Annotated in this window: 9 protein-coding genes; 3 read left to right on the top strand and 6 right to left on the bottom strand. The window is 67.4% G+C overall.

Going from position 1 to position 11,612, the window contains the following annotated elements:
* Positions 1–19: 19 nt before the first annotated feature.
* Positions 20–871: a MazG nucleotide pyrophosphohydrolase domain-containing protein gene (locus FM113_RS15575; protein ID WP_087015745.1), complete on the bottom strand. Its 852-nt coding sequence runs from the start codon at positions 869–871 to the stop codon at positions 20–22.
* A 104-nt stretch (positions 872–975) separates the two neighbouring features.
* Between FM113_RS15575 and FM113_RS15570 the strand changes: the two genes are divergently transcribed.
* Entirely contained in the window at positions 976–1,602 is a 627-nt protein-coding gene (locus FM113_RS15570; RefSeq protein WP_087015744.1) for a hypothetical protein, read from the top strand.
* 7 nt (positions 1,603–1,609) lie between these two features.
* Here FM113_RS15570 and mfd read toward each other — a convergent pair whose 3' ends face one another.
* The 5 genes from mfd to FM113_RS15545 form a co-directional block, all read right to left on the bottom strand.
* Positions 1,610–5,230 (bottom strand): transcription-repair coupling factor, encoded by a 3,621-nt coding sequence (gene mfd, locus FM113_RS15565; protein WP_087015753.1) that lies wholly within the window; start codon positions 5,228–5,230, stop codon positions 1,610–1,612.
* 68 nt (positions 5,231–5,298) lie between these two features.
* Positions 5,299–5,889, bottom strand: a complete 591-nt coding sequence (pth, locus tag FM113_RS15560; RefSeq protein ID WP_087015743.1) for an aminoacyl-tRNA hydrolase — start codon at positions 5,887–5,889, stop codon at positions 5,299–5,301.
* 156 nt (positions 5,890–6,045) lie between these two features.
* Positions 6,046–6,624: a 50S ribosomal protein L25/general stress protein Ctc gene (locus tag FM113_RS15555; RefSeq protein ID WP_176387259.1), complete on the bottom strand. Its 579-nt coding sequence runs from the start codon at positions 6,622–6,624 to the stop codon at positions 6,046–6,048.
* Between the two features lie 394 nt (positions 6,625–7,018).
* Positions 7,019–7,753, bottom strand: a complete 735-nt coding sequence (locus FM113_RS15550) for a uracil-DNA glycosylase (protein ID WP_087015742.1) — start codon at positions 7,751–7,753, stop codon at positions 7,019–7,021.
* Positions 7,750–8,526, bottom strand: coding sequence for an SDR family NAD(P)-dependent oxidoreductase (locus tag FM113_RS15545; protein ID WP_087015741.1), 777 nt, complete (start codon positions 8,524–8,526; stop codon positions 7,750–7,752). The genes FM113_RS15550 and FM113_RS15545 overlap by 4 nt, the downstream gene beginning before the upstream one ends.
* A gap of 204 nt (positions 8,527–8,730) precedes the next feature.
* Here FM113_RS15545 and FM113_RS15540 point away from each other — a divergent pair, with 204 nt between their 5' ends.
* On the top strand, positions 8,731–10,053 hold the full coding sequence (locus FM113_RS15540) for a bifunctional o-acetylhomoserine/o-acetylserine sulfhydrylase (protein WP_087015740.1): 1,323 nt from the start codon (positions 8,731–8,733) through the stop codon (positions 10,051–10,053).
* A gap of 209 nt (positions 10,054–10,262) precedes the next feature.
* Positions 10,263–11,468, top strand: coding sequence for a homoserine O-acetyltransferase (locus FM113_RS15535; RefSeq protein WP_087015739.1), 1,206 nt, complete (start codon positions 10,263–10,265; stop codon positions 11,466–11,468).
* Positions 11,469–11,612: the final 144 nt, after the last annotated feature.

Genomic DNA, 11,612 nt, shown 5'->3' with positions numbered 1-11,612 from the left:
GCGGGCGGGCGGGCGCGCCTTAGTCTTCGCCGTGGAGCTCGGAGTGCATCACCCGGGCGGCCAGGCGGTCCACGGCCAGGCGGAGCGCGCGATCCGGGTCCACCCCTGCGGAGTTGGCACGCATCACGAGGGCGAGCATCGCGTCGCCGATCCCGACCTCCGCGAGCGCCCGCTCGTCGGGGCCAATTGCCGTGGCGAGCGGGTCCTCGGGCGTCCCTTCCCCTGCGCCGAGCTGCACGAGGCCAGCCCGCTTCAACCGTTCCACAACTTTCGCGGCGCGGGCCAGGGTCGGCATCCCCACGGGGATCCCCTCGAGTGCACCGCGGCTCCCGCGTTCTTCGCCTGCGGCGTCCTCTTTGAGGCGCTCCCATTCTGCATGCAGTTCATCAACCGACATGTAGCCGCGGTCCCCGAACACGTGCGGGTGACGCGCAATCAGCTTCGTGTTCAGGTGGTCTGCGACCTCGGCGAGGCTGTATCCCTCGGCATCGCGCTCGGCGATCGCCGCGTGAAAGACAACCTGGTACAGCACATCGCCCAGCTCAGACTCCAGCTCCTCCGCGGGGAGTCGCCGCTCAACCGCATCAATGAACTCCGCGGCTTCCTCGATGAGGAACGGAGTGAGAGATTCGTGGGTTTGTTCTTCGTGCCACGCACAGCCGTTCGGGCTCACCATCCGCCACACCGTCTGCACGACGCGGGCCACGGCGTCCGCTGCGCGCTGGGCTTCCGCGACGTGCGCGATCTCACCCGGTGGCGACTCCTGCGCGGCCTCTGACCCGCGCTCTGATCCGGCGAGCGAGACCGCTTGGGTCCCACCCGCCAAGGGTTCGTGACTGCGTTTTCCGGCTCCTGCGCTCGCGCTGTCCATGTCTCCACCCTAGTCACCCCACCTCCGGGCCCGCCGTTCAGGCCCAGCTCGGGCCTTCCTTGTAGCCTGGTCGCACTCCCAGATTTCACGGCGAAAGGCACCACATGCCCACCTCCCCCGCACGTCTCCGGGCTTCCGCACGTCTCCGGCACCCCGCACGTCTCAGGACCCGCACGCTCGCGGCGGCGGCCTCGGTCGCGTTCCTCGCGATCCCCCTCGCCGGGTGCAGTCTGACCGATCTGATCGGCGCGAGCGGCAGCAGCACGCCGGGTGCGACAAGCACCCCGTCGACGACCGAAAAACCAAGCACGGAAAAGCCAAGCACCGGCGCGGGGTCAAAGTGTCAGGTCGCCACCGAAACGATCGACCGTGTCATCTCCGAAGCACAGCAGGGCGCGCCCCAGATGATTGCGGACGCGCTCGCGGGCAACCCGATCAATCCCGTCGGGCTCATCACCCCGGTACTGGAGTCGCTCGATGCGGCATCGGCCTCAATCACCGATCCCGCGGTGCTATCCGCACTCGGCGAGGCCCGCACCGAATGGGACGGGCTCGCAAGCGACGTCGGGGCTCTCCAGATGCCGGATCTCTCTGGCCTCTCGGAGGGAGACCTGAGCGCAATTGGCGATGCGCAGACCTATGGCAGCGATCTCAGCAGGCTCGTCACCGAGCGGCTGCCAGCACTCCAGGAGACCGGTGCACGCCTCCAGGAAGCGTGCACCGCACCGTAGCCGGGGCCTACGCCACCGGCGGGGTGTCCTCCTCAAGCAGCGTCGCGAGCACACGTCCGGTCCAGGCGACAATGTCACCCTCGTCACCAACCTTGCGCTGGCCTACCCCCGCGAGTGGGCTGCGCGCGCTCGCGGTGCCGCCCGGCAGCGGGATCTGCAGGGTGCCGGTTGTCTCCGTGTAGCGGGATCCTGGGTACATCCGGTTCATGCGCATCTTGCGGGAGTCGAGGAGTTTCACGGGTTCGATGCGGAGCGCGGTTCCGGCGGCGACAACCTTGGAGAGGCCAAGCCGGGACGCCCGCCGCCGCAGTGCGGACACGGCGGCGAGACGCTGCACCTCGGCGGGCGGCTCACCGTAGCGGTCCGTCAGCTCTTCGAGCACGAGGGCGACGTGGTCCTCGGGCGACTGCGGGTGGGATGCCGCCGAGAACTTCTGGTAGGCCTCGAGGCGCAGGCGCTCGCTCTCGACATAGTCCTCCGGAATATGGGCGTCTACGGGAAGTTCAAGTACCAGCTCGACCGTGCCAACGGCTTCCTCACCCTTGAACGTGTTCACGGCCTCACCGATCATGCGCAGGTACAGGTCAAAGCCGACGCCTGCGATGTGCCCGGATTGCTCGCCGCCAAGCAGGTTCCCCGCACCGCGAAGCTCAAGGTCCTTCAGGGCCACCTGCATGCCGGATCCGAGCTCGTTGTTCGCCGCGAGGGTGTCGAGCCGCTCGTGCGCATGCTCGGTCAAGGGCTTTTCCGGGTCGTACAGGAAGTAGGCGTACGCCCGCTCCCGGCTCCGGCCCACGCGCCCGCGCAGCTGATGCAATTGGCTCAGCCCATACTTGTCGGCCGCGTCGATAATGATCGTGTTCGCGTTCGCAATATCGAGGCCGGTCTCGATGATCGTCGTCGACACGAGCACATCGTACTTGCGCTCCCAGAAGTCTTGTACAACCTGTTCGAGCTGATGCTCGGAGAGCTTGCCATGCGCAACGGCGACGCGGGCTTCGGGGATCAGCTCCGAGATCTGCGCCGCGATCCGGTTGATCGAACTTACCCGGTTGTGGACAAAAAACACCTGGCCCTCACGGAGCATTTCGCGCCGGATCGCGGCCGTAATCTGCTTGTCGCTCCGAGGGCCTACAAACGTGAGGATCGGGTGCCGGTCCTCGGGCGCCGTGGCGAGGGTCGACATCTCTCGGATCCCGGTGACCGCCATTTCGAGCGTGCGTGGGATCGGCGTCGCGCTCATGGCGAGGATGTCGACATTTGTCTTCAGCTTCTTCAGCGAGTCCTTGTGTTCCACCCCGAAGCGCTGCTCCTCGTCGATGATAACGAGGCCGAGATCCTTATAGAGCACGCTGTCCGAGAGCAGGCGGTGGGTCCCGATTACGACGTCGACGGTGCCCGCGGCGAGCCCGTCGATCGTCTCCTTCGATTCCTTGTCGGTTTGGAATCGACTGAGCGGCCGCAGCTGCACGGGGAACCCGGCAAAACGGTTCTGGAAGGTTTCGAAGTGCTGGTTGACGAGCAACGTCGTGGGCACGAGCATCGCAACCTGTTTGCCGTCCTGTACCGCTTTAAACGCGGCGCGCACCGCGACCTCAGTCTTGCCGAAGCCCACGTCTCCCGCGACGAGCCGATCCATCGGGATCGGGTTTTCCATGTCGCGCTTCACCTCGTCGATCGTGGTGAGCTGATCCATGGTCTCCGCGTAGGGGAACGCTTCTTCGAGCTCGTGCTGCCACGGCGTATCCGGGGAGAAGGCGTGCCCCTTGGAGGCGACGCGCGCCGAGTACAGCTTCACAAGTTCCACGGCAATATCGCGGACCGCCTTGCGGGCCTTCGATTTTGCGGTGCTCCAGTCGCTGCCGCCCATCTTCGAGAGCGCAGGCGCCTCGCCCCCCACGTAGCGGGAGAGCTGGTCAAGCTGATCGGTCGGGACATAGAGCTTGTCCTTGGGCATGCCGCGCTTCGTCGAGGCGTACTCAAGCACCAGGTACTCGCGCAGGGCCTTGCCCGCGTCGCGCCCCATCCCGGTGGGCACCATGCGCTGGGTCAGCTCGACGAACCGGCCGATGCCGTGTGTCTCATGCACAACGTAGTCCCCCGCAACGAGCTTCAGCGGGTCGACAACGTTTTTGCCGCGACGCTTCGCAAGCTTCTGCCCGGTGGCAGCCTGGGCGCTCACCGCGCGGCCGAAGAACTCCGCCTCGGTGATCAGCGCGAATCGCGCCTGGGAACTTTGGAACCCTGACCACGCCGTGCCCGCGACGAGGTACACGACGCCGGTCTCCAGCTCTGCGGGGAGTTCCTCGACGATGCGGGCCGCGGCGCCGGCTTCCGCCAGCACATCGCGCGCGCGTTCAACAAGACCGGTGCCCTGGGCGGTGACAACAACGCCCCAGCCCTCGCCCACCCGCTCGCTCATGAATCGGATCATCGCCGCCGTCGCGTCGCCGCCCTTCGGGGGGCGCGGCAGCGGGCCACCGTGCACCGGAATCGCGGCGGGATCGTCCGGGGCGGAGAGGACCGCGGACCCGGTCTCATCGGTGCCAGCTTCGGCGTCAGATCCACCCGCCATTTCCTCGGCGTCGCGCACAAAGCTCGATACGGTCCACCACGGACGATCTGCCGAGGCCTCGCGGAGCTCGGCAACGGTGAGCATTCCACTGTCTTGCACGGGAACGGGGGCGTCGGCGCCCGCAGTCGCGGCGTGCCACGCGGCTTCGAGGAACTCGCGGTTGGTCTCAGCAAGACTCACCGCACGGCCCGCGATACGTTCAGGGGACGCGACAAGTACTGCACCGCCCTCGGGCAACAGCGCCGTCAGCGGCTGCAGACCCGGGACAAGCTGCGGCAAGAGGCTCTCCATCCCCTCAACGGGGATGCCCTCACTCAGTTTCTCAAGCAGCCCGGCAAGCGCGGGGAACTTCGGCAGCAACTCGGCAGCGCGCTCTCGCACCTCATCAGTGAGCAGCAGTTCGCGCGCGGGCCACAGCTCGATCTCGGTGAGCGGGTCACCGGCACTGCGCTGGTCCGACACCGCGAAGCGCCGGATCTGATCGACCTCGTCGCCAAAGAAATCCACGCGCACGGCCTGCGCTGCCTCCGGCGGGAACACGTCAAGGATGCCCCCGCGCACCGCAAACTCCCCGCGCCGCGTCACCATATCAACGCGCGTATAGGCGCGCAGCACAAGCTCGCGCGCCACTGTGTCGAGTCCCGTAGCTTCGGATCCGGCACGAAGCGTCAGCGGCTCAGCGTAGGCTGCGTGTGGCGAGACCGGCTGCAGGACAGCACGCACCGAAGCGACGACGATGAGTGGGGGGACGTTTTCCCCAGAGCGCACGGCCGCCGCGTGCTGCCGGATCAGGCGCAGCGCAATAGCGCGGCGCCCCACGGTCTCGGCGCTCGGGCTCAGCCGTTCGTGCGGCAGCGTCTCCCACGCGGGAAACTCGACCGTCGTCGCATCCGGGATCAGCGAGGCCAGAGCGGCGCGCAGCGCATCCGCCTCACGGCTGGTGGCCGCAATGAGGAGCAGTGCGCCGCGATCACCGGCAGCCCGCTGCCGGTGCAGCAGGCCAGCCACAAGTGGGGCCCGGAGCCCTTCGGGCACCGAGAACTCGGCGTCCATGCCGCTGAACTCGAGCGCTCGCGCAAACGAGGGCGATTCGTCCAGGAACCCGTCGATCCCGCGCAAACTCACGATGCACTCCGCCCGTGGTAGCGCTGCTGCGCGTTCAGGAGCCCGTCATCGACAAGCATTTCGGTGGCATCCGCCGCGTCTTCCAGCAGCACGCCGAGTGCGGCACGCTCCGCAGTTCCGAACGGTTTCAGGACAAAGTCCGCGGGATCTTGCCGCCCCGGCGGGCGGCCAATGCCCACCCGCACGCGGAAGTAATCCGGGGTGCCCAGCGCCTTCGCGATATCGCGCAGACCGTTGTGGCCGCCGTGGCCCCCGCCCTGCTTCAGCTTGATCGAGTCAAAGGGGAGGTCGAGCTCGTCGTGGATCGCGATCACGCGATCGGCAGGGAGCCCAAAGTACTTCGCGAGCGCCGAGACCGGGCCGCCGGAGGTGTTCATGTACCCGTTCGACTTCGCGAGAATCAGCTTCGGCCCGCCCGGCCGGATCCGGCCCTCAGCGATCCTGGCCCCCGTCTTGTGCGAGGAGAATTTGCCGCCCACACGCTCCGCAAGCACGTCAAGGGCCATCTGCCCGACATTGTGCCGCGTCGCCTCATACTGCGCCCCGGGATTCCCCAGACCGACCACGAGCCAGCTGTCCTCAGCCACAGGGGCCTCCACTTTCTTCAGTCTTCGCCAGAACACACGGCACCTCCACGCACACAATGATCGCAGGTACCACCGACACACACGCCCCAGAGCGGCAAATAGCCCGCCGGATCAGCGAAAGTCGCTGATCCGGCGGGCTGAAGTATGTGCCGAGACTTACTCGGCTGCGGCTTCCTCAGCCTCATCCTCGGATGCGCCGCGCGGTGCGACGATGTTGACGACGAGTGCGTCCTCGGCGTCGAGCAGCGTGACGCCCTTGGGGAGCTCGATCGCGCCCGCGAGGATCTGCGTGCCGTCGGTCAGGCCATCAACGTTGACCTCAATGTTCTCGGGGATCGAGACTGCCGGTGCGCTCAGACGGATCGTGTTGAGCTCCTGCAGGGCGTTCGTGCCGGAGAACGACTCGCCAACGACGTGCACGTTGACCTCGACCTCAACGGTCTCGCCCTTCTTGACGACGATCAGGTCGACGTGCTCGATGATCTGGCGTACGGGATCGCGCTGCACGTCCTTGACCAGGACAAGCTGCGACTTGCCGTCGATGTCGAGCTCGATCAGGGCGTTTGCCTGACGGAGCATGAGGCTCAGCGGGTGGGTCTCCACCGAGAGGTGCACGGGATCGGTGCCGTGGCCGTAGACGACAACCGGGGTCTGGCCGATTGCGCGGAGCTTGCGCGCCACACCCTTGCCGAAGGTCTCGCGTGCAGCTGCTACCAGCTTGTTCGACTCAGTCATGATGAATCTCCTTGCGGGCTCGCGCCCAATAGGGGCGGCCGGGCCGCCAGGATTGGTGTCTCGCACTTGCGTTGTCACGCAGCAAGATGGCCCGCAGAGGCGTTCCGTCCCGCGTCGATAACGGGCAGTGATGCCCCTCGCCGAAGTACAGCAGCCAAGTTTACATGATTTTCCAGTGCGGCGGGACTGCTGCGGCGCGCGGGGCGCGCGTGCTGTTGCTCGTTGCGACGGAGATTCACGGGCCCTGTCAGGGTTTCGGGGGAAAAATCTCCTGCAGAGTCGTGAATCTCCGTGTTGTTGGTGACTGACAGGAAGTGGGCGCAGGGAAGGCGCAGGGAAGGCGCAGGGAGAGCGCGGGGAGAGCGCGGGGAGAGCGCGGGGAGAGCGCGGGGCGCTAGCCCCAGAGCGGGAGCTGGGTGCCGGGGGCCGGATCGATCCCCCACTCGATCGGATCCGCGCCCTGCGCGATGAGCGCGGCGTTTGCCCGACTGAACGGCGCGGAGCCAAAGAAGCCGCGGGAGGCCGACAGCGGAGACGGGTGAGCACTCTCGATCCGGGGCACATCGCCCAGGAGGGGGGCCAACGCGCGCGCATCATTGCCCCAGAGGATCGCGACGAGTGGGCCGCCCCGAGCCACGAGCGCTTCGATCGCGCACTCGGTGATCGCTTCCCAGCCCCGCCGCCGATGCGAGCCAGCGTCACCTGCGCGAACGGTGAGCACCCGATTGAGGAGCAGCACGCCCTGATCCGCCCAGGCCGTCAGGTCGCCGTGCGGAAGTGGCGGGCTTCCCAGGTCTGTCTGAAGCTCCCGGGAGATGTTCGCGAGACTCCGGGGCAGCGGGTGCACGTCGGCAGCTGTGGCAAACGACAGCCCGATCGGGTGGCCGGGTGTGGGGTACGGATCCTGCCCCACGATCAGCACCCGCACGTCAGCGAGTGGACGTTCAAAAGCGGCGCAGATTTGTGCCGGATCGGGCAGGATCTCGTGCCCAGCCGCGCGCTCCTCGGCGAGGAACCCGGCGAGCTCCGCGAACCATTCCTGCTGCGGCGCGAGAGCTGCTGCCCAGTCAGGCTCGAGGGTCCGCGTCCACGCGGCCGCGGGGCCCGTCGTGTGCCACCCGCTCGTCACGCATCACCGTTCAGGGTGAGCGGTCCACGATGCGTATGGAACACACTCGACTGCGCGACGGGACGCAGCACAATGAGGTCTTGGTTGACGTGCGGCGGTTGCTCGAATGCGCCGACGAGCACCGCTGCCACGTCCTCGGCCTGGAGCGGGATGACGTCAGCGTAGGGTTTCGCTGCGGCTGCGGTGTCGCCGCGGAGCCGGTTCAGCGTGAACTCCTCGGTGTGCACCAGGCCAGGGGCAAGCTCCATCACGCGGATCGGCTCCCCCGCCAGTTCCAAACGCAACACCTCGGTGACGGCGTGCGCGGCGTACTTGGCGGCGTTGTACCCGCCGCCGCCCGGATACGCGCTGTGCCCGGCTGTCGAGGTGAGGTTCAGGATCGACGCCCAGCCGGTCTCGCGTGCCCCGTCGCGCAGCACGGGAAGCAGTGCCGCGGTGACGGATCGCAGTCCGAGCACGTTCACCTCGAACATCCGCCGCCAGTCCTCGGTTGACGAGTGCTCGACGGAATCGGCCCCGAACGCCCCGCCCGCATTGTTTACGAGCCCGGTCGCCCCACCGGTCGCCGCGACCTCGGCGGCGAGCGCCGCGACCTGAGCTTCGTCGGTGATGTCGCACGCGATGGTGTGCGCGCCGGTCTGCGCGGCGAGTTCACGCAAGCGTTCCGCGCGTCGCGCCACCGCCACGGTATGCCAGCCGAGATCAGCGAAGCGGCGCACCGTGGCCGCCCCAATACCCGAGCTCGCCCCGGTCACCACTACTCGCTTCTGCATCCGCCCCACTCCGTCCCCGTCGCCCGCGCTGACCCATATCGGTCCGATCTCCCGCTAGTTTAGGTGGGTCACAGCCGCGATTCATTACGCTCGGTGTCGACGCACGTTGCCGCAAATGCGGGTGACCTCGTACGCTCATTCCCAGCACCACCCCCATCTTTTCCGGCCACGGGTCCCGTCGGCCCACACCACCGAGGAGTACTCATGTCAGAGCAGAACGCTTGGGGTTTTGAAACCAAGCAGATCCACGCCGGCCAGCAGCCCGACCCGGTCACCGGTTCGCGCGCACTGCCGATCCACCAGACCACGGCCTTCGTCTTCGAGGATTCGGATCAGGCGGCAAACCGCTTCGCGCTCGCCGAGCTGGGACCGATCTACACACGCATCACGAACCCGACGCAGGAGGTTGCTGAGCAGCGCATCGCCGCGCTGGAGGGTGGCACCGGCGCCCTCCTCCTCGCCAGTGGCCAGGCTGCCTCGACGTTCGCCGTGCTCAACCTCGCGAACGCGGGCGATCACATCGTGTCCTCGAGCTCAATCTACGGCGGCACGTACAACCTCTTCAAGTACACGCTCGCAAAGCTCGGCATCGAGGTCACCTTCGTGGAGGATCAGGACGATCCCGCAGCGTGGCAGCGCGCCGTGCGCCCGAACACGAAGCTGTTCTTCGCCGAGTCCCTCGCGAACCCCCGCTCCAACGTGCTCGATATCCGCGCCGTTGCCGATGTGGCGCACGAAAACCACCTGCCGCTCATCGTGGACAACACCGTCGCGAGCCCGTACCTGGTCCGCCCGCTCGAGCACGGTGCCGACATCGTGCTGCACTCGGCAACGAAGTTCCTCGGCGGTCACGGCACGACGCTCGGCGGCGTGATCGTCGACGGCGGCACCTTCCCCTGGTCGCAGCACGCGGATAAGTTCCCGGGCCTGACCGAGCCGGACCCCTCCTACAACGGCGTCAGCTACACGGGTGCCGTGGGCGACCCGATTGCGTACATCATCAAGGCGCGCGTGCAGCTGCTGCGTGACCTCGGCTCCGCGATTGCGCCGCTCAGCGCGTGGTTGCTACTCCAGGGCGTTGAGACGCTGTCGCTGCGCATGGAGCGCCACGTGCAGAACGCGCAGGAGGTCGCCGAGTGGCTCGACGCGCACGACGACGTTGCCACGGTCTACTACTCGGGTCTCCCCTCGAGCCCCTGGTACGCGGCGGCAAACACCTACGCACCGAAGGGCGTGGGCGCGGTGCTCTCCTTCGAGCTGAAGGGCGGCGTGGACGCCGGCCGTGCGGTTGTGGAGAATGTTGAGCTGTTCAGCCACGTCGCGAACATCGGTGACGTGCGCAGCCTCATCATCCACCCGGCCTCCACCACGCACTCGCAGCTCACGCCCGAGCAGCAGCTCACCGCGGGTGTGACGCCCGGTCTGGTGCGCCTCTCGGTGGGCCTCGAGCACATCGACGACATCAAGGTCGACCTGGAGAAGGGCTTCGCCGCCGCACGCGCGGTCGTCGCCGCAGCCCGCGTCTAGCCTGAGGGCCCTGGGGCTGCGTCTCCCCCAGACGCAGGCCACCCGAACCCCGTCGAGATCTCGATTTCGCACCTTCCTCCTCCTGGGAAGGTGCCGGATCGACATCTCGGCGGGGTTTCGTGGGTGTAGAGGGCCCGGGGCAGGCACGGACGGGTGCGGGGCGCGTAACATTCGCCCGGAGTGCGGTGCGGACGGGCAGAATGGGGAGCATGGATTGGCAGACTCCCGAGGATTCGTTCCCGACCGACTTCATCACTGACGCGCAGCTGCGCGCGCTCATGGGCCGGCCGCCGATCTCGGGCGGCTGGCGAGACGGCGACCCTGTGGGAGACCGCCAGTTTGCCGCGATCGGCGATCTCACCACTGAGTTCGGCGGGGAGCTGCCAAACGTGCGCATCGCCTACGAGACTTTTGGCGAGCTCAATGCACAGCGTGACAACGCGATCCTCGTGTTCCACGCCCTCACGGGCGACAGCCACCTCATCGGTCCGGCTGGGGCTGGCCACCCGACCGACGGCTGGTGGTCGGAGATCGTGGGGCCCGGACGCCCACTGGACACCGACCGCTTCTGCATCGTCGCCCCGAACGTGCTCGGCGGCTGCCAGGGCTCCACCGGGCCGGCCTCGCTCTCCCCGAGTGGGCGGGAATGGGGCGGGGACTTCCCGTATCTGACGATTCGGGATCAGGTGGCTGCGGCGACGCGCTTCGCTGACGTCCTCGGCATCGATCGTTTCCACGCCGTCATCGGCGGCTCTATGGGCGGCATGCACGCACTCGAGTGGGGCGTGTCGCAGCGCCAGCGCACCGAACGCCTCGCGGTGATTGCGTCGCCGCCGGTAACAACGGCGGACCAGATCGGCCTCAACCTCGTGCAGCTGGAGGCGATTCGTTCCGACCCCTCGTACCGCGAGGGCAACTACTACGACGCCCCGGACGGCATCGGCCCGCACCACGGCCTCGCAACGGCACGTCGCCTCGCACTACTCAACTACCGCAGTCATTCTGAGCTCGACGAGCGCTTTGGCCGGTCCTGGCAGTCAGCGGTGAGCCCGCTCGGCGGCGGCGGGCGCTTTGCCGTCGAGTCGTATCTCGACTTCCACGGGAACAAGTTCACCCGCCGCTTCGACGCGGGCAGCTACGTGACGCTCGTGCAGGCGATGAACTCGCACGACGTGGGCCGGGGGCGCGGCGGAGTACGCGCGGCACTGTCGACGCTGGATCTGCCCACCCTGGTGCTCGGCATCCCGAGCGACAGGCTCTTCACTGTCGCGGGTCAGGACGAGATTGCCCGGCACACCCCGGGCAGCTTGGACGGCGACCGGGCCACCCGGCTCGATTCCCCGTTCGGCCACGACTCCTTCCTCATCGAATCCGAACTCGTCGGCGCGCAGCTCACCAGACTGCTCACGCACTAGCAGATTCTGAATTATCCAGGGGATTCCTGCGCAGCAGCGGGGGTTTCGTCGTCGACATGCCGAAATTCACTCAGCCGCGTCATACCTAGGTACCCCTTTTCTGGAACCCTCGCGGGGGCACCACCCTGCTGTGCTACGTTGACG

Source organism: Leucobacter sp. 7(1) (assembly GCF_900163635.1).
Taxonomy (GTDB): Bacteria; Actinomycetota; Actinomycetes; order Actinomycetales; family Microbacteriaceae; genus Leucobacter.
Note: the sequence above shows the minus strand (reverse complement) of the source record. Positions and strands in the feature narration are given on the sequence as shown.

Coding starts and splice junctions, on each gene's coding strand:
- FM113_RS15545 (WP_087015741.1), bottom strand. CDS start 8,526: ATGCAGAAGCGAGTAGTGGTGACCGGGGCGAGCTCGGGTATTGGGGCG.
- FM113_RS15540 (WP_087015740.1), top strand. CDS start 8,731: ATGTCAGAGCAGAACGCTTGGGGTTTTGAAACCAAGCAGATCCACGCC.
- FM113_RS15575 (WP_087015745.1), bottom strand. CDS start 871: ATGGACAGCGCGAGCGCAGGAGCCGGAAAACGCAGTCACGAACCCTTG.
- FM113_RS15555 (WP_176387259.1), bottom strand. CDS start 6,624: ATGACTGAGTCGAACAAGCTGGTAGCAGCTGCACGCGAGACCTTCGGC.
- mfd (WP_087015753.1), bottom strand. CDS start 5,230: ATGGACGCCGAGTTCTCGGTGCCCGAAGGGCTCCGGGCCCCACTTGTG.
- FM113_RS15535 (WP_087015739.1), top strand. CDS start 10,263: ATGGATTGGCAGACTCCCGAGGATTCGTTCCCGACCGACTTCATCACT.
- FM113_RS15570 (WP_087015744.1), top strand. CDS start 976: ATGCCCACCTCCCCCGCACGTCTCCGGGCTTCCGCACGTCTCCGGCAC.